The following is a 21,396-nucleotide window of genomic DNA, read 5'->3' on the forward strand; positions in this document are numbered from 1 at the left end:
ACCAGCGCCTGCCGACTTTTTCGCCAACAGTTGCCTCCGCACCGCCCGGAGCGCCCGAGCTTTCGAACCCGAGGATCCCATGACGCTTAACAAGTTCAACCTCCCCGACGTCGGTGAGGGCCTGACCGAGGCAGAGATCGTTTCGTGGAAGGTCAAGCCCGGCGACGAGGTGGCCATCAACGACGTCCTCTGCGAAATCGAGACGGCCAAGTCCCTCGTGGAACTGCCGTCGCCGTTCGCCGGTACCGTCACCGAACTGCTGGTCCCGGAAGGGGTGACTGTCGACGTCGGCACGGCCATCATCAGCGTTTCTGACACGATGCACGGCGACCCCACACCGGCGGACGCTCCGCTGCCTGCGGTCCAGGCAGATGAGCCTGCGCTGATGTACGGAAAGCTCCCGGCCGACGACGGAGCTGCCGCCGGCGGCCTTGCCGCCGGCCCGCTGGTGGGTTCCGGTCCGAAGGCCGATGCCGTGAAGCGGCGCCCGCGCAAGACGGGGCATGTAATTCCGGCAGACGCCGTGCACGGCGCCCCGGAGGTCGAACCCGTCCAGCCCCACTCTGCGGAGGAAACACTCTTGGACGGCCCGGCCATCGCCGGGCCGGTGGCTGGGCGCGCTGTGACCAGGCGGCCCGAATGGACTCCTGCAGTCGAGGCCGACAAGCCGACCTTCGGCGGCGCCATCTCCGGGCTCATGAACAGGGTCCTGGCCAAGCCGCCGGTGCGCAAGATTGCCCGCGACCTGGGCATCGACCTGGCCGACGTCGTGGCCACGGGCGCGCGCGGCGAGGTGACGCGCGAGGACCTGGTCAGCTACCAGGCGCAGCGCGATGCCGAAGTGGACAAGGCGGACACCTTCTGGGGGACCTCCGGCCGTCCGCAGGAGCAGCGGATTGAGCGGATCCCGGTCAAGGGCGTCCGCAAGGCCACCGCGAAGGCTATGGTGGAGTCGGCGTTCTCAGCGCCGCACGTGAGCATTTTCGTGGACGTTGATGCCAGCCGCACCATGGAATTCGTCAAGCGGCTCAAGGCGTCGCGCGACTTTGAGGGCATTAAGGTCTCGCCGCTGCTGATCCTGGCCAAGGCAGTCATCTGGGCGGCGGCGCGGAACCCGAGCGTGAACGCCACCTGGGTGGACAACCCGGACGGCAGCGATGCCGCCGAGATCCACGTCAAGCACTTCATGAACCTGGGCATCGCCGCAGCCACGCCACGCGGGCTGATGGTCCCGAACATCAAGAACGCCCAGGACCTGTCCCTGAAGGAACTGGCGCTGGCCCTCAACGAGCTCGCCACCACGGCACGTGCCGGCAAGACCCAGCCCGCGCAGATGCAGGGCGGCACCCTGACGGTCACCAACATCGGCGCCCTCGGCATCGACACCGGAACCCCCATCATCAACCCGGGTGAGGTGGCCATCGTGGCGTTCGGCACCATCAAGCAGAAGCCGTGGGTCCTGGACGGGGAGGTCATTCCGCGCTGGATCACCACGCTGGGCGGATCCTTCGACCACCGCGTCGTGGACGGCGACCTTTCAGCCCGCTTCATGGCCGACGTCGCCGCCATCCTGGAGGAGCCGGCACTGCTGCTCGACTGACGGGCCCCGGAGGGGTACCCTCCGGACAAAGGGGGATGGACCGGACAGGCAGGGACGGGGTTCCCATGGGTGAGGATCGCGGGATCGTCAGCATCCGCGTGAAGAACCGCGTGGCCCGGGTCATCACGGAGGCCCTTCAGCCGCCCATCACCGTTGCGCTGCTGCTGCTCCTCAGCCCGGCGATGGAACCGGGCTTTCCGGGCACCGTCTGGTTCGGCGCGGTGGCGGTACTGTTTGTGTGTGTGCTGCCGCTGGCCGCCGTCGTTCTTCTGGTGCGGCTGGGCAAGGTGACGGACCACCACGTCAGCGACCGCAAGCAGCGCGCGCCGGTGCTGGCCATGTCGGTGGTGTCACTGCTCGCCGGGCTGGCCGTGCTCCTGGCCATCAACGCCCCGTACAGCGTCATTGTGGTGGTTCTCGCGATAGTGGGCGGCGTGGTGGTGCTCGCCGTCATCAGCCTGTTCTGGAAAATCAGCGGCCACGCCGGAGCCATCGCGCTGACAGCGGTCATCGCGGTGTTGATCCTGGGCTTCCAGTGGCTGCCGTTGCTGCTGTTGGTTCCCGCCGTCGGCTGGTCCAGGGTGGTGCTGCGCGCTCACACGGTGGCGCAGGTGGTTGCCGGTGCGCTGGTGGGCGGCGGTGTCACCGCCGGGCTTTGGTGGCTGCTGCGCGAGCTGCTGGTCCGGATGGGCTGAGCCCGGGGACAGCGTGGTTCGGCCGGCTTAGTAGGCGGCGTAGGTGTTGGCCAGCAGCTGCGCCATGGCCGGATCCGAGGACATGCCCGCCATGCTCACGGCGCCGGCGAGCATGATGCCGCACACGGCCGCGATGCCGGTGCTGACCAGGGCAAGGAACTTCCAGTCTTCGCGGATGACGCTCTTCAGTGTGTCCGGCAGCCGCAGATCGGGCGAGATGAGGTTCGGGGCGCTGTCCACGGAGCCGTCGTCGAGGAGGGCGATGACGCGGTCCGCGGAGCGGTCCACGCGCATGGCGCTGATGTGGTTGCCGTGGCGGGCAAGGAGGATGTCGTGGCCGACGAGGTGGCGCCGCTGGAGTGTAAGCACAGTATTCCCCTGAAAGGTAGTTTTTGGGTTGTCCGCACCATCGGGGGCACCTCCAATTTTATCTTTCAGGGCATGCCGGATTGCCGGAAAACGGGGTGAGACTGCCCACCAGCCCGGGTGATCCGCGTCAAATCAGGCTGTACTGTGCCTGCCGGCTCCGGCTAGTCCGCCCCATAGGTGTTGGCGATGTAGACGTCACAGGATGCACTGTGGGCGACGCTGTTCGCCACGCTGCCCAGCACCCGCCCCAGGCCCTGCATGCGGCGGTTTCCCACGACGATCATTCGCGCCTCGAGGCGGTCCGCCTCCCGGACCAGGGCCTCGGCCGGCTTGCCCCGCGCCGAGGAGTAGGTGATCTTCAGCTCGCCGCCCGCGAGGCCGGCCGCCACATCCCGGGCCACCTTTTCGGCTTCCCCGGCGTCCGAGACGATCCACCGGTCGCTGCCGCTGCCGAAAACCTCGGTGCGGTCGGTGTCGAACGCGGACACGACGTGGAGCCGCGCGTCCAGTGCCGCGGCCAAGTCCCGTGCCACTTCCGCTGCCTTGCGGGCGGTCCCGCTTCCGTCAACGCCCACAATGATGGTTCCTGCCATGGCCCAATCTCCTTGGATAGGTTGGTGTTCCGTCCGCCGCCCAGGTCAGGACAGCTCGTCTATGGCCTTCTGCAGCACGGGCGCCAGGCGCCGCACGCCCTCGGCAATGGCATCCGGCGGAACCGCGCTGAACGCCAGGCGGAGCTTGTTGGACGGCTCATCCGAATGCGTGAAGGCGGCGCCGGGAATGAAGACGACGCCGGCATCAATCGCCTTTTGGAGCAGGGGATAGGTGTCTACGCCCTTGGGCAGCGTCACCCAGACGAAGAACCCGCCCTGCGGCCTAGTCCAGCTGAGCCCCTCCGGCATGTGCTCCTCCAGTGCCGCCAGCATCGCATGGCAGCGCTCGGCGTACAGCCCGCGGTACGTCTCGATCTGGCCCTTCCAGTCGTAGTCCCGCAGGTAGGCCGAGACGAGCATCTGGTTCAGCGTGGGCGGGCAGAGCGTCACCGCCTCGGAGGCCAGGTAGTAGCGGCGCTGCAGGTGGGCCGGAACCAGGGCCCAGCCGATGCGCAGGCCAGGGGCAAAGATCTTCGAGAACGAGCCCATGTAGATGACGTCGTCGGGGTTGCCTGCCCGCAGCGGTGCCAGCGGCTCGCCGTCGAACCGCAGCAGGCCGTACGGGTTGTCCTCCAGCACCAGGATGTTGGCGCGTCTGCAGATGTCCACGACCTGCTGCCGGCGCTCCTGCGCCAGCGTGATGCCTGACGGGTTGTTGAAGTTGGGGATGGTGTAGAGGAACTTGATGTTTTTCCCGGCCGTCTGGAGCGCCGCGATCCTGGCCTCGAGCAGCTCGGGCACCAGCCCGTCGTCGTCCATGGGAACGGCCTCCACCTGGACCTGGTACGCCTCGAACGTGTTCAGTGCCCCCACATAGGTGGGTTCCTCCACGAGGACCACGTCGCCGGGGTCGCAGAACACCTTGGTGGCCACGTCCTGCGCGGACTGCGAGCCGGCGGTGATCACAACGTTTTCCGGCAGGGCGTCCAGGATGCCTTCGGTGGCCATGACTTCGCAGATCTGCGTCCGCAGTTCCTCGGTGCCCTGGCCGCCGCCATACTGCAGCGCGGTCAGGCCGTCCTCTGAGATGATCCGGGCGGCGGTGTGAGCCAGCTCTTCGAGAGGCAGGGACTGCAGGTACGGGCTGCCGCCGGCCAGCGAGACCAGGCCCGGCCGCATGGAGATGTCGAAGACGTCCCGGACAGCCGACTGTCTGATGTTCGCGGCGCGCTCGGAGAAGAGTTCGTCGTGGCGGTGGGCTGATGTCGCGGCCCGCTCGATGGCGTCGATGGCTTCGGCGGGGAGGACGGCTGCGGCGGCGTCGAGTGTCTCGTGGGTCACAATCCCAGAGTACAGCCTTCGGTTGCTGGTTAGGCAACAGCTGTTGACCTGAAAATCCATGCGGGTTTCCGGACTGGTACCTCGCGGCGGCTTTACGTCCGCCGCCGCAAGGCATGAAATGGAGCCATGACGTCAGCCGAGCCCTCATCCCCAGTGTCCTCTTCCGCTATATCCCAGGCCGCAGAGTCCCAGGCTGCCAGGGCCGACGCCTTCCGCCAGATGCATAGTGCCGGTGCTGTACCGCTGGTGCTGGTGAACGTGTGGGATGCGGCCTCGGCCCGGCTTGTGGAGAAGGCCGGTGCGCGGGCCATTGCCACCTCCAGTTCGGCCATCTCCTGGAGCCTCGGCTTTCCGGACGGCAGCCACGTGCCGCCGGGCCTGGCGTTCGGCGCGCTCCGCAGGATTGCCGCGGCCACGCGGATGCCGGTGACGGCGGACATCGAATCCGGATATGCGGGTGCGGACGGCGCCTTCGATGACGGCCGGCTCCGGGAGACCGTCGCGGCCGTGCTCGGGGCCGGCGCGGTGGGAGTGAACATCGAAGACTCGGGCGGGGCGCGCCTGGCCGCCATCGACGAACAGGCCCGCCGGATCCGCCTGGTCCGGAGCGTTGCGGCCGAGGCCGGTGTGCACCTGTTCATCAATGCCCGGACGGACACGTACCTTTCCGGGCAGTTCGGGGATTCCGCCTACGAGGAAACTCTGGCGCGGGCGGAGGGCTACCTTGCCGCCGGGGCCGACGGGATTTTCGTTCCCGGCGTGACGGACCTCCACGTCCTGCATGAGCTCAGCAGGCGGATACCTGCGCCGTTGAATGCCCTGGCCGGCGTCGGTTCCGCGTCGGTGGGCGAACTGCACGACGCCGGTGTGCGGCGGGTCAGCATCGGCGGCAATGCCGCCAAAGCGGCTTACGCAACGGTTTCCCGCGTGGCGGCCGAAATCCTGGGCGACGGCAACTGGTCCGAACTGGCAGGCTCACCGAGCCACGCTGACATGGATGCCCTGTTCTCCCGGCCTGGTGCCGATCAGGGCTAGCGGAGGCCGAGGACTTCTGCCAGCGGCACGCCGCTGACGTAGATCTCCGCCCTGACGGCCCCCACCGCCGTGACGGCCGTGTGGGTGAGCTGCGCTTCGATCCGCGGAAGGTCGCAGACGCCGCCGGGCTGCACCGCGCCGGTCAGGTTCACCACCACGGTGGTGCCGTCGAGGTAGCCGGAGACGTACTGGAGCGAGGACGCCGACAGCGCGTTGTACAGGCCGCTCGCCGGCGGTGCCCCCGCGCCGGACAGCAGCCTGCTCATGGCGGCCTGCAGCGGCTCGGTGATGGAGGCGTCGGCATTGTGCACCGCCACCAGGCTGTCGTTGCAGCCGAAGCGCACGCCGGACCTGCCGCCGTCGTCGATCGCGACGTAGTAGACGGCAATGCCACTGCCGGGAGCGTCACCTGCGCCGGTCCCGGGCGATGTGGAACCCGTTGCCGTGGAACCAGCCGTGGGGCCGGCCGCGGCTCCGGAAGCGGGCGGCGGCTGCTGTCCGGCTCCGCCCGGCAGTTGTGCCTGCGTGTCCGGAGCGCCGCCGCCGGTCCGGAACCCGCCGGACGGAAGCCCGCCCGGCCCTGATCCTCCGGCAGCCGGGATACCGGCCGCCTGGCCGCCGGGGTTCGAGCCACCGGAGGCAGGAGGAGTTGAGCCCGCCGAAGGAACGGTTTCGGAAACCCCGCCAGCCGTTCCCAGGCCTGTTGCCCCCTGGCCTGTTGTACCGGCGCCGGAAGCGCCCTGCCCGGAGGCTCCCAAGCCGGCCCCGGAGGCCGTGGGCGCGACGGCTTCCTCGGGCGGGCTCACCGGAGGCGCCGGGCGGGGTTCGGGTGCCGCCGCAGGGGCGGGCCCGGCGTCGTACGCATTTTGGAGGGGAGCGCAGGAGGCGAGCCACAAGGGGAGGGCCAGGCAGAAGGCGGCAACCGCCGTCGTCAGCGGTTTGGCTCCCCAGCTCGACTTCATGACTGCACCGCACTCCCTGCCCCGGCACGTCCCGTACATCAACGTTACGGCGGGGCGGCGGGCCGGGTAACGTTGCCCGGGTGTCAGTTTGGCCGCAGCTCAGTCACGGATTGGTTGCAGCCCTCGCCGGCTGCCAGTGCGCGGAGGCCGGAAACGGCGCACGCCCCCGGCCGCTGACGGGCCGGGGGCGTGCGAACGGGAAGGAGCTGCTTAGGCGGCTGCGCCGGCAGGCTCGACGGCGGCAAGGGCAACGAAGAGGCCCTTGATCTGCTCGACAACCTCGGCGTCGTCCTTCGGGTGGGTTTCCGCGAAGCGGATCATGGAACCCGGGACGGCGAGCTTGGCGTCCTCCAGGACGCGGGCGCCGGCGATGCCGACGGCCTTGCGGGCCTCATCCTGGGCCCAGACGCCGCCGAACTGGCCAAACGCGGTGCCGACGACGGCCGTGGGCTTTCCGGCGAGGGCGCCGGCGCCGAACGGGCGGGACAGCCAGTCGATGGCGTTCTTCAGTGAGGCGGGCATGGTGCCGTTGTGCTCAGGGGTGACCAGCAGCAGGGCATCGGCCTGGCTGGCTGCCTCACGCAGGGCGGCGGCGGCGGCCGGGACCTGGCCCTCGACGTCGATGTCCTCGTTGTAGAACGGGATGTTGCCCAGGCTCTCGTGGATCGCGATCTCGATGTCTTCCGGGGCGTTCAGCTGGATGGCTTCGGCAAGCTTGCGGTTGTGGGAGTCGGCGCGCAGGCTTCCCACCAGGGCGAGTACGGTGCTCTTGGACATGTGAACTCCTTAGGTCTTGCCGCGGAACGCTCCGCCGGCGAGTGGTTCTTGGAGGCGTGTGGTGCCTTCATCCAGACTAAACGGACTACGGTCCGGATATTATTCCCGGGTCTAGAATATTTCCTGTGAGCCTCATCCCAATCCGGTCCGCGTCCACGCCGGTCCCCGGTTCCACGCCCGGAACTTCTGCCGCCGCGGCAACCGGATCCGGAGCCGAACGCAGCGATGCCGCACGGAACCGGGAGCTGCTCCTGTGTGCCGCCCGGCAGCTCGTGGAGGAATGCGGCGCCGACGGTGTGACCATGGACAAGCTGGCCGAGCGCGCAGGCGTGGGCAAGGGAACCGTGTTCCGCCGCTTCGGCAACCGGGCCGGCCTCATGATGACCCTGCTCAGCGACGCCGAGGCCGACTTCCAGGGCCGGTTCATGTTCGGGCCGCCGCCGCTAGGTCCCGGGGCGCAGCCGGTGGAACGGCTGATCGCCTTTGGCGCCGAACGCATCCGCTACGTCATGGAGTTCGGCGAGCTCGCGAGGGCCGCCGAAGCGTCCCTGCACAACAGGTTCGAGGCTCCTGCGGCAGTGCTGTGGCACCGGCACATCGAGCACCTGCTGCGCTCGGCGGGCTTCAGCGCCGACCCGTGGCTGATGGCCATGTCCCTCAGCGCCACCCTGGAACCCGAACGCCTGCTGCATGCAGTCCGGGTGCAGCACATTTCACCCGAGCGGCTGGAAGAGTCCTGGCGCGAGCTGGTCACCCGTGTGGTGGGAGGCGCGGACTCGGCAGCTGATAGCTGAGTCCGGCTGAGCCGGCGCTGGCGCAGGGGGTAGCGTGGCAGCATGAGCACCGATTCCTCCACCCCCGCTACCCGCATCCGCACAGCCGTGGTGGGCTTCGGCCTGTCCGGCCGGGTCTTCCATGCGCCGCTGATCGCCGCGGACCCCGGCTACTCGCTGGACGTCATCGCCACCTCGAACACCGGCCGGCAGGCTGCTGCCCTCGGGCACTACCCAGGGGTGAAAACTGTACCCGACGCAGATGCCGTCCTTGCCCTGGCCGGTGACCTGGACCTTGTGGTGCTGGGGACCCCGCCGGCCACCCACTATCCGCTGGCGAAGGCCGCGCTGGAGGCCGGTCTCGACGTCGTCGTCGACAAGCCGTTCGCCGTCACCAGCGGGCAGGGGCAGGAGCTGATCGACCTCGCCGAGCGTTTGGGGCGGGTCTTGACGGTGTTCCAGAACCGCCGCTGGGACGGGGATTACCTCACCGTCAAAGCCCTGCTCGACGGCGGTGTGCTGGGGGAGGTCACGCGGTTCGAATCACGCTTCGAACGCTGGTCGCCCGAGGTTTCCAAGGCCTGGAAGGCGGAAGCCACGGCGGCCGACGGCGGCGGCGTCCTCTTCGACCTCGGCACCCACCTCCTGGACCAGGCCCTGCAGCTCTTCGGCCCGGCCACGGTGGTCCACGCCGAGCTCCAGGCCCGGCGCCCGGGCGAAAAGACGGACGACGACTGCTTCGTGGTCCTGCGGCATGAGAACGGCGTGCTCAGCCATCACTGGATGAACATGCTCTGCGCCCAGCAGGGACCGCGCTACCGGGTCCTCGGGTCCGGGGCCGGCTATACCAAGCGCGGTGTGGATCCGCAGGAGCCGTACATCGTCGCCGGCGGGAGCCCGCTGGATGCCGAGTACGGCGTGGAAGCTGCCGAATGGGCCGGGCAGCTGGGCCGCGACGGGCACCTCGACCGGCTGCCGACTGAGCGCGGGAACTACCCGGAGTTCTACCGGATCCTTGCGGCCAAGATCGCCGACGGCGGCACCGCGTCCGGCCTTCCGCTGCCGGTGGATCCCGCGGGGCCGGTCGAGGTGTTGAAGCTGATCGAGCAGGCCAGGTCGCTGGCTTAAAGAAGAAACCGCCGGTTGAGCTTGCCGAAACCTGCATTTCGACAAGCTCAACCAGCGGTCCAGTTCAAGCAGCGGTTAGCTCCCCTTACGCGGAGACCAGTTCGTGCCAGTCGGAGACGAGGGGCAGGTCGTGTGCCTCAGAGACGGAGTGGTGTGCCACGTGGCCTGCCGCGATGTTCAGGCCGGCCGCGAGTGCCGGGTCCTTCTCGAAGGCGGCCCTGACGCCGAGGTTTGCCAGCGCAACGCCGTAGCGGAGCGTGACGTTGGTCAGCGCGTAGGTGGAGGTGTTCGGAACGGCGCCGGGCATGTTGGCCACGCAGTAGAAGATCGTGTTGTGGACCTTGTACGTGGGTTCCTGGTGGGTGGTGGGGTGCGTGTCCTCGAAGCAGCCGCCCTGGTCCACGGCGATGTCCACGAGCACCGAGCCGGGCTTCATCCGGGCCACGAGTTCGTTGGTCACCAGCTTGGGGGCCTTGGCGCCGGGGATCAGGACGGATCCGATGACGAGGTCGGCGTCCACCACGGACTTCTCGATCTCGTACTTGTTGGAGGCCACGGTCTTCAGGCGGCCCTGGTACTGGGCGTCGAGTTCACGCAGCCGGTTGATGTTGATGTCCAGGATGGTGACGTCGGCGCCGAGGCCCAGCGCCATGGCGGCGGCGTTGGTTCCCGCGACGCCTGCGCCGAGGACCACCACCTTGGCCGGGCGGACGCCGGGAACGCCGCCGAGCAGCACGCCCTTGCCGCCGGCGGGCGCCATCAGGGAGGTCGCGCCGACCTGGACGGACAGCCGGCCGGCCACCTCGGACATGGGGGCGAGCAGCGGGAGGGCGCGGCCTTCCTGGACGGTCTCGTAGGCGATGGCGGTGACGCCGGAATTGATGAGTTCCTGGGTCAGCTCGGGCTCGGCGGCCAGGTGCAGGTAGGTGAAGAGGATCAGGCCCTTGCGGAAGCGGTGGTACTCCGCCTTGATGGGTTCCTTGACCTTCATCACCATGTCGGCGCGGGACCAGACCTCATCGGCGTCGGCGATGATTTCGGCGCCCGCGATGGCGTATTCCTCGTCGGTGATGCCGGAACCCAGGCCCGCGCCGCGCTCCACCAGGACCGAGTGGCCGTGGGTGCGGAATTCGTGAACACCGGCTGCTGTGATAGCGACGCGGAATTCGTTGTTCTTGATCTCTTTGGGGATACCGATGATCATTTTTTGGGCTCCAGATTCGATGGCTGCAAGGCCGGAATGTGTGCGGGAAGTTGTGATTCCAGAATAGATCCGGCTGTGAGGCGCACTACAGGAACCGCATGCCCTGGCCGGAGCCAAACCGCGTGTTTCCGGGGTTTTCGAACGCTCCGGCTCGACTATTGTCGAGCGCCGGGGCGTCAGGTGTCGCCTGATGTCCGTTCGCCGGGGACCCCCTGGGCGACGTAGTCTTTCACCATGCAGCAGGATGTGGAGCAGCTCGTGGAGCGGGTGGCCGTGAAGCTGGGCCGCGGACTTTCCCTTGAAGACCTTGACGGCCTTTTGCTCGCCTACAGCTCCAACCAGTCGCACGCGGACAGGGTCCGCGTGAACTTCCTGCTCAGCAAGCGGGTGCCGCTGGACGTCAAGAACTGGCAGCTCTCCCACGGCATCGCCACCGCGGTGCGGCCGGTGGTGGTCCCCGCCAACGAGGAACTGGGAATGCTCGGGCGCGTCTGCGTCCCGCTGCTGGTGCGCGGGTTCCGTGTGGGTTACCTGTGGGTGCAGCAGGACCTGGAGGAGCAAAGCGCGACGGCGATCCTCGCCGAACTGCCCGGCGTCCGGGACGAGCTGGACGTGCTGTCCGGACTCCTGCTGGACTCCAACACCGCCGAATCCGAGTTCCGCCGCACCCGCGAACGCGAGTTCCTGGCAGCCTGCGCGGGGGAAGCCAATGCGGTTGCCGCCGTGGCGGGCTGGAAAGAGGTGCAGGACCGCGGGCCCTGGCAGCTGGTGACGGTCCTCGACGCCGACGGCTGGATGGCAGGTCCGGACCCGATCGCCTCGACGCTCATCCACCGGGCCGCGGCGCTGCAGGCCACCATCGGCGTGGACGCTGCCCTGTTCAGCGCCGGGGCAGAAACCCATTCGGTGGTCCTCTTCCGCGAGTCCACCGGGCGTGCCAGCCAGGCGCAGGTTCTGGTGCACTACCAGCTGGAGCTGGCCAAGCGTTCAGGCAGGTCCGTGAAGCGGATCATTCTCGGGACAAGCGAGGGATTCACGCGCACCAAGGAGCTGGCGGAAGCCTACCGGCAGTCCAAGATTGCCGCCCAGGCCGCTGCGGTTGATCCGCGGCTCGGCGAGCTCGTGGACTGCCGGGCCACGGGGATTTACCAGCTCCTGGCCTCGGCAGGCGGCGGCGCGGGGGTCTGGAGCGACGCCGGGTCCGTGAACTTCCAGGCCCTCGAGGACCACGACCGGAACGGGGAGCTGCTGCCGGTGTTGGAACTGCTCTACGACAATGACGGTTCAGTCCAGGATGTGGCGGAAAAACTCCACCTGCACCGCAGCAGCATCTACAACCGGCTGGGCCGCATCCGCCAGCTGCTGGGCGTGGATCCGCTCAAGGGCATGGTGCGGCTGGAACTGCATGCGGCCCTGAAGGCACGGCGTTGGGCGGCAAGGCCACGGATTTGACCCGAGGCGGCGGGGGTTCAGGCGGCGGTGCCTTCGCCGCCGGGCAGCTGCTCGGAAGGAAGGTCCGCGGGGCGTTCCAGCGCGGCGCCGTCGGGAAGATGCTGCGGCAATCCCTGCAGGGGCGTACGGAACTTGGCAACGCGGCTCTGGACCCACAGGGACACGGCCACGAAAACCACGCAGCTGGAGGTGAAAACGGCGGTGTTGTTCAGGCCCATCACCATTCCGAGGGCAGCCGCCACACCCATAGCGACGATGCCCGCCACGATGTGCAACCCCCTGAATCTCACCACGCATAAAGAGTAACCCCGCCCGCTGGCCGGAAACCCTGGTTCCGGGGGATCGTTGCTTGATCCTTATCACCGTGTCATTTTTGCGGAGCGAGGCGTCCTAATCCCTGAGCGTGACCAGCTTCCAGGGCAGGCGGGTGGGGTTCCCGGGGGAAACGTCCACTGAGATGTCCGCCCGCGCCATGTCCTCCTCCAGGAACAGGGTTCCTGTGGCGATCCGCGCATTGTTGGACGCGATGACGCGGCCGTTGGGACCAACCAGGACCACCACCGGTTCCCTGAGCTGAAGGGCGCGGAGAAAGACGCTTTCAAGATTCGCCAGGGTCAGGTCGCACCCCAGGATCTGCATCCCCTGCGCGGTGGGCGCGGGAACGCAGAGCGTGATGATGCTGACGTTGATGCCGCCGAAGTCGACGTAGGGCCCCACGGCTACGGGCTGTCCGCTGGCCGTCGGAATGGTGAACCACTCGCGGGTCGTGTAGTCGTAGTAGTTCAGCGAGTCCGGGTTGAGGTCATGGGTGACGAAGCGGGGCTCGCCTGTGCGCTGGGTCCGCCACCATTCCAGCCAGTGGCTTGCTTCCTGGAGGCTCCCCGGGGCGTAGGCGATGCCGGCCCCGATGATGAGGTCCGAGTGCTGCTTGATGAAATTCGCCAGTTCCTGCTTCAGGAACAGGAATTCGCTGCGGCGGGGAATGCCCGGTGCGGCTGCCGCCGCGGCCGTCACGGTGCCGGCAATCTTCTCCAGATCGACGAAGACGCGGCTGATGCTGGAGGAGAGGGCCGCGGCCGTCCGCTCAAGGGCTTCTTCAACGGCTGCCACGTCATGCACCTTCTTCGGGGCGCATCTTCAACCTCAGATGCTGCTCTATCAAGTATTCGGTCTCGTTGCGGCTGTGCCGTTCCGCTGCCCTGGCGGCTGCGTCAGCGTCCCGCTCCCTGATCGCTGCCACGATGGCGGCGTGGTCTTCCACGGAGGCGTCGTCGTCGCGGGACTGGCCGGAGTGCCCCCACCACAGGGTCATCAGCTCGGCTTCGAGCTGGAGGGCAACCGAGGTCAGCTTGCTTGACTGGGCGGCGATGCTGACCGCGACGTGGAACCGGCTGTCCATGCGGCGCCGCGCCCGCGCATCGACGGCGTCCCGGTGGCGGCTGGCCAGGTCTTCGAGGTGCCCGACGTTCTGGGGGTCGGCGCGGCTGGCGGCCAGGCGTGCGGACATGGACGAGATGGCGGCCCCCAGGTCCCCGAGGTCCCGCAGCGTTTCGGTGCTGGTCTCCCGGAGCTTGTCCTGAAGCTGGATGTCGCTGAGTTCGATCTGGCCGCGGATCACACTGCCGCCGCTGCGTCCCCGGCTGGTTTCGATCAGCCCCTTGGTCCGCAGGGCAGCGAGGGACTGCCGGAGTGTGATCGGGGAGATGCCCAGTTCCGCGGCCAGCACAGACTCCGTGGGCAGCCTGTCGCCTTCGGTGAGGATGCCCATGAGTATGGCGGTTTCGATCTGGTAGGAAACCTGGTCGGCCCGGCCCAGCCCTTCGGGCTCGCTTCCGCGCAGGAGCAGCAGCAGGTCAAGCGCGGAGGTGGAGATTGCCACACTTCCCATTCCCAGGCCTCCTGCGTCGGCTTTTCAGATTACCTTCATCTTTGCACGTTTTACGGTTTGGACCACGGGCCCGGCCCAAGCGCTACTTGGTGCTTCCCGCGTCGGAGGTCCCGCCGTCGGAATCCTCTGCTGCCTGCTTCTTTTTCTGCCCGTCCAGCCACTCCATGATGGCCGCCAGCCGGATGCGGCGGTGCGTGCCGCGGTACTCCACCGGGATCTCGCCCCGGTCAGTCATGTTCCGCAGGTAGGTGTGCGAGATGCCGGCCAGTTCGGCCGCCTGCGAGGTGGTCAGCATTTCCTCCACGCTGCTTACGGTCACCGCTTCACCGCGGCTGAACCTGGCCAGGAGGTCGACGACGGCGTCCCTCGCCTGGGCCGGGAGGCGGTGGACGGTGCCGTCCACGAACACGGTGATGTCAGTGCCGCCGTCGAGCGCGCGCTGCAGCGCCAGCGCGTCGTCGGCAGGGAGGGCGGAGGCCACCCTGGGAGCAATCAGAGCCATGGCAGAAGCCTAGCCGCTGCGGAAGGCCGGGCCGGGCACGCCGGGGTCGGATACGCCCGCGTTGACTATGCCCGGCGCCGGATATGCCCCGGGCCGGATATGCTCGGCGGATGAGACTTGCCGGTGGAGCTGCTGTGATGGCGAACGGCCTGGCGGGCCGCCTCTACTCGTCGAATGCGCCGTCGACGGCGGCGCGGCCGGTCTATGTCCTGCTCCACGGCATCGGCGTCTCGCACCGCTACCTCGCCCGGCTGCACGTTGAGCTTGCCAGGAGTGCCGCCGTGTATTCCTTTGACCTGCCGGGCTTCGGGGGCACGCCCCGCCCGGGGCGGCAGGTGGCCATCGGGGAATATGCGGCGTTCGTCGCGGCGGTCCTGGCGCAGCGCGGTGTGGAGTCCTGCATCGTGGTGGGCCACTCCATGGGCGCGCAGTTCGCGGTGGAGCTGGCTCTTCAGGCGCCCGGTCTGGTGTCCCGGGCAGTGCTCTTGGGCCCCGTGGTGGATCCTGCGCGCAGGAGCGCGGCCTGGCATGCGCTGGCGCTGACCCGCGATGCGCTGTTCAGCGAGCCGCCGTCCGTCAACGCCGTGGTCTTCACCGACTATTTCCGGACGGGCTTCAGGTGGTACCTGACGGAGCTGCCCGTGATGATGCAGTATCCGCTCGATGACCGGGTCCGGGGCGTGGCACAGCCCGTGCTGGTGCTCCGCGGCGGAAGGGACCCGATCGCCCGCCGGCCGTGGTGTGAATTCCTCGCCGCGCAGGCACCGGACGGGGCCTTTGGCGAGGTGCGCGGATGCGGTCACGTTGTTCAGGAGACGGCCACCGAGGGTGTTGCCCGGATCATCCGGGGCTGGGCGGGCGCTCCGGCCGAGGGCTCGGCGGCAGCCGGCGGCGCCGTGAGCTGATTCATTGGGCCTGAAGTCCGAATATGCAGGCAGGCGACAAGCAGGCAGGCGCCCGGAATTCCGGCCGCCTGCCTGGCATCAGATCCTTGCCTGCCTCCTGACAGGCGGGAAACTACAGTCCGAGTTCCTCCAGGACGGGCAGCTTCTCCCGGACCCATGCCCGGGCCTCGACGGCACTCGGCGCGGACAGGGCCAGCTTGGCGAGCTCCTGGGCCTCGGCCAGCGTGACGGTCTTCAGTACCGCGGCCACCGCCGCCAGTGAGCGGGCGGTCATGGACAAGGTGGTAACGCCCAGGCCGGTCAGCACGACGGCGAGGGCAGGATCCGCGGCGGCCTCGCCGCAGACGCCCACCGGCTTGTTGTGTCCCTCGGCCCGGGAGCCTTCAACGGTCAGGCCCACGAGGCGTAGCACGGCGGGCTGCCATGGCGTGTTCAGCCCGGCAAGGGGGCCAAGCTGGCGGTCGGCTGCCATGGCGTACTGGGTGAGGTCGTTGGTTCCGAGGCTCGCGAACCCCACTTCGCGCAGGATGGTGTCGGCCGTGAGGGCGGCGGACGGGACCTCCACCATCACACCCGGCGTCTTGATGCCGGCCTCGGCACACATGGTGGCGAAGCGTGCGGCTTCCTCCGCCGTCGAAATCATCGGGGCCATGACCCAGACGTCGGCCTCCGACTCCTTTTCGGCCTTGGCGATCGCCTCCAGCTGCCGGTCCAGGACGCCCGGAGTGGTGAAGTCGGTGCGGTAGCCGCGCACGCCCAGGGCCGGGTTGGGCTCAGTGGAGTCGGTGAGGAACGGAAGCGGCTTGTCCGCGCCGGCATCCAGGGTGCGGAGCACTACCTTTTTGCCGGGGAAGGCATCGAACACGCCCTTGTAGGCGGCGGCCTGTTCCTCGACGGTGGGCTCGGTGTCCCGTTCCAGGAAGCAGAACTCGGTGCGGAACAGGCCCACGCCCTGGGCGCCGAGCTTGGCGGCCGCCTGGGCGTCCTTGGCCCCGCCCACATTGGCGAGGAGGGGCACCAGATGGCCGTCCGCCGTCGAGCCCGTACCGCTGAACTCAGCCAGCAGGGATGCCGTGGCAGCCCAGGCCTCGGCGGCAGCGCGCAGGGAGTCGTCGGGGCTGGCCGTGATGGAACCGGCGGCCCCGTCGACGTAAATTTCGGTGCCGTCCGGGAGCTCGTCCACGCCCACCGCGGCGACAACGGCGGGCAGGCCGAGCGAGCGGGCAATGATGGCGGTGTGGGACTGCGGACCGCCGCCGGCGGTCACCAGTGCCAGGACCTTGTTGGGATCGAGGGTGGCGGTGTCGGCGGGGGCCAGGTCCTCGGCCACCAGGATGAACGGTTCGTTCGACGACGGGATGCCCGGGGCGGGCACGCCGCGCAGTTCGGCCACGATGCGGGCACGGACGTCCAGGACGTCGGTGGCGCGCTCCGCCATGTAACCGCCGAGGTTGTGCAGCATTTCCGATACCGAGGAGCCCGATTCCCAGATGGCCCGCTGCGGCGAGGTGCCGCGGGCGATCAGTTTCGCGGCGCCTTTGATCAGCATGGTGTCCTTGGCCATCAGTGCCGTGGCTTCCAGGACGGCCTTGCCATCGCCAGTGGCGTGGTCGGCGCGGGCCCTCAGCTCATCATGGACGGCACCCGCTGCAGCCTTCAATGCTGCCGTTGCCTCTTCGGGTGTGGTCCCTGCGGCCAGCTGATCGCCGGCCGGAGGTTCGCTGATGGGCTTCGGCATCTGGCGGATCGTTCCGATGATGCGGCCGGGGCTGACGCCTACTCCTGGGAAGTTCTGCACTGAAGGTCCTCGTTCTCTGCCGGTAGCCAGGCCCGCCTGTGTCTGCCCGGGTGGGAGCCCGGAAGCTCGGAACGGCTGCGTCCGATGCTGCGTTGCGGTGCCTGAAAAAAATTGTATGTGATTCAGTTCATATAGCGTTGCTATAGGTGCTAGGGTAGCGGTTATGAGTTTCGATGGCCAGCTTCCGCCCAAAATGAGGCTGTTGCGTGCGGCAGCCGAATTGCTGGCCAACTCCGCGGGGGCCGCTGTTTCCACCCGCCAGATCACACAGCTGGCGGGCGTCACGGCGCCCACCCTCTATCACCACTTCGGTGACAAGGAGGGCCTGTTTGACGCAGTTGTCGCCGCGGGCTTTGAAGAATATGTGGCGGGCGAGAGGGATTTCGCCCCGTCCGGACAGCCGCTGGTGGACATCCGGCGGATGTGGGACAACCACGTGCAGTTCGGGCTCAACCAGCCCGAACTTTATCTGGTCATGTTCGGTAATATCCGCCCCGAGAGCCGCCCGGCCATCGTTGCCGATGCGGAGGGTCTCCTGGAGGAAATGCTGAACAAGGCCGCTGCGGCCGGGCAGCTGAACGTGCAGCCACGGGAAGCCGCCAGGAGCATCCTGGCTGCCAACGTGGGCGTGACGCTCATGCTGATCGCAGAACCGGCCGCGGAGCGGAACCTGGAGCTGTCCACAATGACCCGGGACGCCATGATCTTTGCGGTGTCCAGGGACCATGGGCGGGACGCGGGACCGGAGGACTCCGGAAAGTCATCAGTGGTGGTGGCTGCCATTGCGCTGAACGCGGCGCTGCAGGCATCCCACTCGGACCAGCTCACCAGCTCGGAACTCAAGCTTTTCCTCGAATGGCTCCACCGGATCTCCACCAGTTCCACCAGCTAGTCGAAACTATCGGACCATCCTGCGGTGCCGCAGGGACCACGTTAGGAATTCACATGGCAACAGAGACAGTTGCAAAACCCAAAACCAGCGCGCGGGTGCATGTCCAGAAGTTCGGGACTTTTCTCTCCGGGATGATCATGCCCAACATTGGCGCCTTCATCGCCTGGGGGCTTATCACAGCCCTCTTCATCGAGAAGGGCTGGATCCCTGTCCCCGCCCTGGGCGGGTTCGGCACCAACGCGGCGGGCGCGCCGAATGTGGGCCTCGTCGGCCCCATGATCACCTACCTGCTGCCCCTGCTGATTGGCTACACCGGCGGGAAGATGGTCTATGACGTCCGGGGCGGCGTCGTTGGCGCCATCGGCACCATGGGCGTGATCGTGGGCGCCGGCATCCCGATGTTCATCGGCGCCATGATCATGGGCCCGCTGGGTGGCTGGACCATGAAGCATCTCGACGCGATCTGGCACGGCAAGATCCGCCCGGGCTTCGAGATGCTGGTGAACAACTTCTCCGCCGGCATCTGGGGCGCACTGCTGGCCATGCTGGGTTTTTACGGCATCTCGCCACTCGTGACGGCGTTCAGCACGGCCGCCGGCAACTTCGTCCAGTTCCTGGTTCACAATGGCCTGCTGCCGCTGACCTCCATCTTCATCGAACCGGCCAAGGTCCTCTTCCTCAACAACGCCATTAACCACGGCGTGCTGACCCCGCTGGGCATCCAGCAGTCGCTGGAGCAGGGCAAGTCCATCCTCTTCCTGCTGGAGGCCAACCCCGGCCCGGGTGCCGGTCTCCTCCTCGCCTACATGTTCTTCGGACGCGGGGCAGCCAAGGCCTCGGCCCCCGGTGCCCTGATCATCCAGTTCCTCGGCGGCATCCACGAGATCTACTTCCCGTACGTCCTGATGCGCCCGCTGCTCATCCTCGGCACCATCGCCGGCGGCATGACCGGCATCGCGACGCTGGCCATCACCAATTCCGGCCTTGTCGCGCCGGCGGCACCAGGATCGATCTTCGCGGTGATCGCCCAGACCTCGCGCGACAGCTACTTCGGTGTGATCCTTTCCGTCATCCTGGCCGCAACGGTTTCCTTCCTGGTCTCCTCGCTGATCCTGCGCACCACCAGGCACAGTGACGAGGACGACCTCACCGCGGCCACCAGCCGCATGGAGGAGATGAAGGGCAAGAAGAGCTCCGTTGCCTCCACCCTCACCGGCGGTGCCGGCGGCGGAGTGGGAGTCCTGACCGGCCCCATCAAGAACATCGTGTTCGCGTGCGACGCCGGCATGGGCTCCAGCGCCATGGGCGCCTCGGTGCTGCGCAACAAGATCAAGGCTGCCGGGTTCCCGGAGGTCAATGTCACCAATGCGTCAATCGCCAACCTGGCCGACACCTACGACGTCGTGGTCACGCACCAGGACCTGACCGAGCGGGCCAAGCCGGCCACGTCCAGTGCCGTCCACGTCTCCGTGGACAACTTCATGAACAGCCCGCGGTATGACGAGATCGTCGAGCTGGTCCAGCGCAGCAATGCGGAGGGGGCGGAAGCTCCCGGTGCTGGCGCGGCCACCGCCGCAGCCCCGGCTGCCGCCACCACCGAAACTGCCGCCGCCCCCGAAACCGGCGCAGCGCCGTCGGGCATCCTGGTGCCGGAGAGCGTGGTCCTGACCGGCTCCGCCTCCACCCGGGATGACGCCATCGACGAGGCCGGCCGGCTCCTGCTGGAGCGCGGGGCTGTGGACGAGGACTACATCCGCGCCATGCACGAGCGCGAGGAATCCGTCAGCACGTACATGGGCAGCTTCCTGGCCATCCCGCACGGCACCAACGCCGCCAAGGACCACATCAGGAAGTCTGCCGTCTCGGTGGTCCGCTACCCCGAGGGCATCGACTGGAACGGCAAGCAGGTCAAGTTCGTGGTGGGCGTGGCCGGCATCAACAACGAGCACCTGCACATCCTGTCCTCCATCGCGAAGGTCTTCACGAACAAGGCGCAGGTGGCGCAGCTTGAGGCGGCAACAACTGTGGATGAAGTCCTGGAGTTGTTCGGAAAGGTCAATGCATAGTGAAGGCTGTACATTTCGGAGCCGGCAACATTGGCCGGGGGTTTGTCGGGTTGCTGCTGCACGACGCCGGGTACGAGGTGGTGTTCGCCGACGTCGCGGATGCCCTGATCTCCCAGCTCGCCGAGGCGGACAGCTACAGCGTGCACGAGGTGGGGGAGAACCCCGCCACGCGCACGGTGGACAACTTCCGGGCGGTGAACTCCGGCACCCAGGAGGCACAGCTCATCGAGGAAATCGCGACGGCGGACATCGTCACCACCGCGGTGGGGCCGCACATCCTGAAGTTCGTGGCTCCCGCGATCGCCAAGGGAATTGCCGCCCGGGCCGCGGGCCTGCCGCCGCTGCAGGTGATGGCGTGCGAGAACGCCATCAACGCCACGGACATCCTGCGCGAGTCGATCGTTCAATGCTGGGACGAGGCGGCCGGATCGCTGGCCGGCGCGGCCGTGTTCGCCAACACGGCCGTGGACCGGATCGTGCCCAACCAGGAACCCGGACAGGGCCTGGACGTGACGGTTGAGACGTTCTACGAGTGGGTCATCGACCGCACGCCGTTCGGCGATGCTGCTCCGGTGATCCCGGGCGCCACATTTGTGGACGAGCTCGGGCCCTATATCGAACGCAAACTGTTCACGGTGAACACGGGACACGCGTCCGCGGCGTACTTCGGCTTCGAGGCCGGGCTGGAGAAGATCTCCGACGCCATGGCCGACGAGGACGTTGCAGCCGACGTGCGCTCCGTGCTCGACGAGACCAAGCAGCTGCTCGTGTCCAAGCACGGCTTCAGCTACGACGAGCAGGAGGCCTACGTCCAGAAGATCCTGGCAAGGTTCACCAACCCGCACCTGCCGGACACCGTGAACCGCGTGGGACGGGCGCCGCTGCGCAAGCTCAGCCGGCACGAACGGTTCATCGGTCCGGCGGCAGAGCTGGCGGAACGCGGAATTGTGCCCGAGGCGCTGCTCGGGGCAATCGCTGCCGCCCTGCGGTTCAACGACCCCGCCGATGCCGAGGCCGTCGAACTGGGCCAGATCCTGGCCTCGTCCGAGCCCGCCGCCGCCACCGAGCGCATCACCGGGCTGGCGCCGGACCACCCGCTCTTCGCCGCGGTCTGCGGCCTCGTCGAGGAGCGCAAGGCGGAGGACGTCACGGCCCGGGCCTAACTCCCGGCATAAACGGAACGCACGACGCCGGAGCTCTCCTTGAGTTCCGGCGTCGTGCGTTTTACGCGCGCTATTCACACGCTTCCTCAGATCCTGTCGCCTTTTTCCTGACGCGTCCTCAGGTCCTGCCGCCTTTTTCCTGACGAGTCCTCAGGTCCTGCCGGGTTTTTCCCGACGCGTCCTCAGGTCCTGTCGGGTTTGCTGTTGCCCCCGAGTGAGGAAGCGTTGGCTCAAATCCTGCAGGGAGTGAGGA

21 protein-coding genes are annotated in these 21,396 nt (G+C 67.8%); 10 read left to right on the forward strand and 11 right to left on the reverse strand.

The genetic code is table 11. The annotated features are described in order from the left end of the window. Nucleotides 1–79 precede the first annotated feature (79 nt). Nucleotides 80–1,600 carry a dihydrolipoamide acetyltransferase family protein gene (locus ACFRAH_RS13435; RefSeq protein ID WP_377991383.1) on the forward strand — a complete coding sequence of 507 codons (1,521 nt, stop codon included), beginning with the start codon at nt 80–82 and terminating at the stop codon, nt 1,598–1,600. Nucleotides 1,601–1,665: 65 nt separating this feature from the next. After that, nucleotides 1,666–2,295 carry a phosphatase PAP2 family protein gene (locus ACFRAH_RS13440; protein WP_377991384.1) on the forward strand — a complete coding sequence of 210 codons (630 nt, stop codon included), beginning with the start codon at nt 1,666–1,668 and terminating at the stop codon, nt 2,293–2,295. A gap of 27 nt (nt 2,296–2,322) precedes the next feature. On the opposite strand, the gene ACFRAH_RS13445 is transcribed toward ACFRAH_RS13440, so the two are convergent. The 3 genes from ACFRAH_RS13445 to ACFRAH_RS13455 form a co-directional block, all read right to left on the reverse strand. Further along, nucleotides 2,323–2,664: a hypothetical protein gene (locus ACFRAH_RS13445; RefSeq protein WP_377991385.1), complete on the reverse strand. Its 342-nt coding sequence runs from the start codon at nt 2,662–2,664 to the stop codon at nt 2,323–2,325. A 161-nt stretch (nt 2,665–2,825) separates the two neighbouring features. Further along, nucleotides 2,826–3,257, reverse strand: coding sequence for a universal stress protein (locus ACFRAH_RS13450; protein ID WP_377991386.1), 432 nt, complete (start codon nt 3,255–3,257; stop codon nt 2,826–2,828). A 45-nt stretch (nt 3,258–3,302) separates the two neighbouring features. Beyond that, the gene (locus ACFRAH_RS13455; protein ID WP_377991387.1) at nt 3,303–4,598 is read right to left on the reverse strand and encodes a PLP-dependent aminotransferase family protein; all 1,296 of its coding nucleotides are present in this window, start codon (nt 4,596–4,598) and stop codon (nt 3,303–3,305) included. A gap of 126 nt (nt 4,599–4,724) precedes the next feature. On the opposite strand from ACFRAH_RS13455, the gene ACFRAH_RS13460 reads away from it, so the two are divergent. Next, nucleotides 4,725–5,633: an isocitrate lyase/phosphoenolpyruvate mutase family protein gene (locus tag ACFRAH_RS13460; protein WP_377991388.1), complete on the forward strand. Its 909-nt coding sequence runs from the start codon at nt 4,725–4,727 to the stop codon at nt 5,631–5,633. On the opposite strand, the gene ACFRAH_RS13465 is transcribed toward ACFRAH_RS13460, so the two are convergent. Beyond that, entirely contained in the window at nt 5,630–6,595 is a 966-nt protein-coding gene (locus ACFRAH_RS13465) for a GerMN domain-containing protein (protein WP_377991389.1), read from the reverse strand. The two genes, ACFRAH_RS13460 and ACFRAH_RS13465, sit on opposite strands and share 4 nt — an antisense overlap. Nucleotides 6,596–6,805: 210 nt before the next feature. Continuing rightward, on the reverse strand, nt 6,806–7,372 hold the full coding sequence (locus tag ACFRAH_RS13470) for an NAD(P)H-dependent oxidoreductase (protein WP_377991390.1): 567 nt from the start codon (nt 7,370–7,372) through the stop codon (nt 6,806–6,808). 125 nt (nt 7,373–7,497) lie between these two features. Between ACFRAH_RS13470 and ACFRAH_RS13475 the strand changes: the two genes are divergently transcribed. Both ACFRAH_RS13475 and ACFRAH_RS13480 read left to right on the forward strand, forming a co-directional pair. Continuing rightward, nucleotides 7,498–8,166, forward strand: coding sequence for a TetR/AcrR family transcriptional regulator (locus tag ACFRAH_RS13475; protein ID WP_377991391.1), 669 nt, complete (start codon nt 7,498–7,500; stop codon nt 8,164–8,166). 42 nt (nt 8,167–8,208) lie between these two features. Beyond that, nucleotides 8,209–9,273: a Gfo/Idh/MocA family oxidoreductase gene (locus ACFRAH_RS13480; protein WP_377991392.1), complete on the forward strand. Its 1,065-nt coding sequence runs from the start codon at nt 8,209–8,211 to the stop codon at nt 9,271–9,273. Nucleotides 9,274–9,358: 85 nt separating this feature from the next. Here ACFRAH_RS13480 and ald read toward each other — a convergent pair whose 3' ends face one another. Next, the gene (gene ald / locus ACFRAH_RS13485; RefSeq protein WP_377991393.1) at nt 9,359–10,477 is read right to left on the reverse strand and encodes an alanine dehydrogenase; all 1,119 of its coding nucleotides are present in this window, start codon (nt 10,475–10,477) and stop codon (nt 9,359–9,361) included. Between the two features lie 234 nt (nt 10,478–10,711). Here ald and ACFRAH_RS13490 point away from each other — a divergent pair, with 234 nt between their 5' ends. Beyond that, nucleotides 10,712–11,929 (forward strand): PucR family transcriptional regulator, encoded by a 1,218-nt coding sequence (locus ACFRAH_RS13490; RefSeq protein WP_377991394.1) that lies wholly within the window; start codon nt 10,712–10,714, stop codon nt 11,927–11,929. Nucleotides 11,930–11,946: 17 nt separating this feature from the next. Here ACFRAH_RS13490 and ACFRAH_RS13495 read toward each other — a convergent pair whose 3' ends face one another. The 4 genes from ACFRAH_RS13495 to ACFRAH_RS13510 all read right to left on the reverse strand — a co-directional run bounded on the left by ACFRAH_RS13495 (nt 11,947) and on the right by ACFRAH_RS13510 (nt 14,319). Then, a complete protein-coding gene (locus tag ACFRAH_RS13495) occupies nt 11,947–12,222 on the reverse strand; it encodes a hypothetical protein (RefSeq protein WP_377991395.1) in 276 nt (91 codons plus the stop codon). A gap of 97 nt (nt 12,223–12,319) precedes the next feature. Further along, on the reverse strand, nt 12,320–13,039 hold the full coding sequence (locus ACFRAH_RS13500) for a cache domain-containing protein (protein WP_377991396.1): 720 nt from the start codon (nt 13,037–13,039) through the stop codon (nt 12,320–12,322). 1 nt (nt 13,040) lies between these two features. Then, a complete protein-coding gene (locus tag ACFRAH_RS13505; protein ID WP_377991397.1) occupies nt 13,041–13,817 on the reverse strand; it encodes a FadR/GntR family transcriptional regulator in 777 nt (258 codons plus the stop codon). Between the two features lie 82 nt (nt 13,818–13,899). Continuing rightward, the gene (locus ACFRAH_RS13510) at nt 13,900–14,319 is read right to left on the reverse strand and encodes a helix-turn-helix domain-containing protein (protein WP_377991398.1); all 420 of its coding nucleotides are present in this window, start codon (nt 14,317–14,319) and stop codon (nt 13,900–13,902) included. Nucleotides 14,320–14,429: 110 nt separating this feature from the next. On the opposite strand from ACFRAH_RS13510, the gene ACFRAH_RS13515 reads away from it, so the two are divergent. Continuing rightward, nucleotides 14,430–15,224: an alpha/beta fold hydrolase gene (locus ACFRAH_RS13515; RefSeq protein WP_377991399.1), complete on the forward strand. Its 795-nt coding sequence runs from the start codon at nt 14,430–14,432 to the stop codon at nt 15,222–15,224. Between the two features lie 112 nt (nt 15,225–15,336). Here the strand turns inward: ACFRAH_RS13515 and ptsP are convergent, their stop codons facing one another. Continuing rightward, nucleotides 15,337–17,022, reverse strand: a complete 1,686-nt coding sequence (ptsP, locus tag ACFRAH_RS13520; protein WP_377991400.1) for a phosphoenolpyruvate--protein phosphotransferase — start codon at nt 17,020–17,022, stop codon at nt 15,337–15,339. A gap of 163 nt (nt 17,023–17,185) precedes the next feature. Here ptsP and ACFRAH_RS13525 point away from each other — a divergent pair, with 163 nt between their 5' ends. From ACFRAH_RS13525 to ACFRAH_RS13535, 3 genes are read left to right on the forward strand one after another with little or no spacing between them, the layout of a single operon-like run. Next, nucleotides 17,186–17,914 carry a TetR/AcrR family transcriptional regulator gene (locus tag ACFRAH_RS13525; RefSeq protein WP_377991401.1) on the forward strand — a complete coding sequence of 243 codons (729 nt, stop codon included), beginning with the start codon at nt 17,186–17,188 and terminating at the stop codon, nt 17,912–17,914. Nucleotides 17,915–17,967: 53 nt separating this feature from the next. After that, nucleotides 17,968–19,980 (forward strand): PTS mannitol transporter subunit IICBA, encoded by a 2,013-nt coding sequence (locus ACFRAH_RS13530; protein ID WP_377991402.1) that lies wholly within the window; start codon nt 17,968–17,970, stop codon nt 19,978–19,980. Continuing rightward, the gene (locus tag ACFRAH_RS13535; protein ID WP_377991403.1) at nt 19,980–21,143 is read left to right on the forward strand and encodes a mannitol-1-phosphate 5-dehydrogenase; all 1,164 of its coding nucleotides are present in this window, start codon (nt 19,980–19,982) and stop codon (nt 21,141–21,143) included. The genes ACFRAH_RS13530 and ACFRAH_RS13535 overlap by 1 nt, the downstream gene beginning before the upstream one ends. Nucleotides 21,144–21,396: the final 253 nt, after the last annotated feature.

It is taken from the genome of Arthrobacter sp. NPDC056727, assembly GCF_042790555.1.
Lineage (GTDB): Bacteria > Actinomycetota > Actinomycetes > Actinomycetales > Micrococcaceae > Arthrobacter.

Coding starts and splice junctions, on each gene's coding strand:
- ACFRAH_RS13435 (WP_377991383.1), top strand. CDS start 80: ATGACGCTTAACAAGTTCAACCTCCCCGACGTCGGTGAGGGCCTGACC.
- ACFRAH_RS13440 (WP_377991384.1), top strand. CDS start 1,666: ATGGGTGAGGATCGCGGGATCGTCAGCATCCGCGTGAAGAACCGCGTG.
- ACFRAH_RS13450 (WP_377991386.1), bottom strand. CDS start 3,257: ATGGCAGGAACCATCATTGTGGGCGTTGACGGAAGCGGGACCGCCCGC.
- ACFRAH_RS13460 (WP_377991388.1), top strand. CDS start 4,725: ATGACGTCAGCCGAGCCCTCATCCCCAGTGTCCTCTTCCGCTATATCC.
- ACFRAH_RS13465 (WP_377991389.1), bottom strand. CDS start 6,595: ATGAAGTCGAGCTGGGGAGCCAAACCGCTGACGACGGCGGTTGCCGCC.
- ACFRAH_RS13470 (WP_377991390.1), bottom strand. CDS start 7,372: ATGTCCAAGAGCACCGTACTCGCCCTGGTGGGAAGCCTGCGCGCCGAC.
- ACFRAH_RS13480 (WP_377991392.1), top strand. CDS start 8,209: ATGAGCACCGATTCCTCCACCCCCGCTACCCGCATCCGCACAGCCGTG.
- ald (WP_377991393.1), bottom strand. CDS start 10,477: ATGATCATCGGTATCCCCAAAGAGATCAAGAACAACGAATTCCGCGTC.
- ACFRAH_RS13490 (WP_377991394.1), top strand. CDS start 10,712: ATGCAGCAGGATGTGGAGCAGCTCGTGGAGCGGGTGGCCGTGAAGCTG.
- ACFRAH_RS13505 (WP_377991397.1), bottom strand. CDS start 13,817: ATGGGAAGTGTGGCAATCTCCACCTCCGCGCTTGACCTGCTGCTGCTC.
- ACFRAH_RS13510 (WP_377991398.1), bottom strand. CDS start 14,319: ATGGCTCTGATTGCTCCCAGGGTGGCCTCCGCCCTCCCTGCCGACGAC.
- ACFRAH_RS13515 (WP_377991399.1), top strand. CDS start 14,430: ATGAGACTTGCCGGTGGAGCTGCTGTGATGGCGAACGGCCTGGCGGGC.
- ACFRAH_RS13525 (WP_377991401.1), top strand. CDS start 17,186: ATGAGTTTCGATGGCCAGCTTCCGCCCAAAATGAGGCTGTTGCGTGCG.
- ACFRAH_RS13530 (WP_377991402.1), top strand. CDS start 17,968: ATGGCAACAGAGACAGTTGCAAAACCCAAAACCAGCGCGCGGGTGCAT.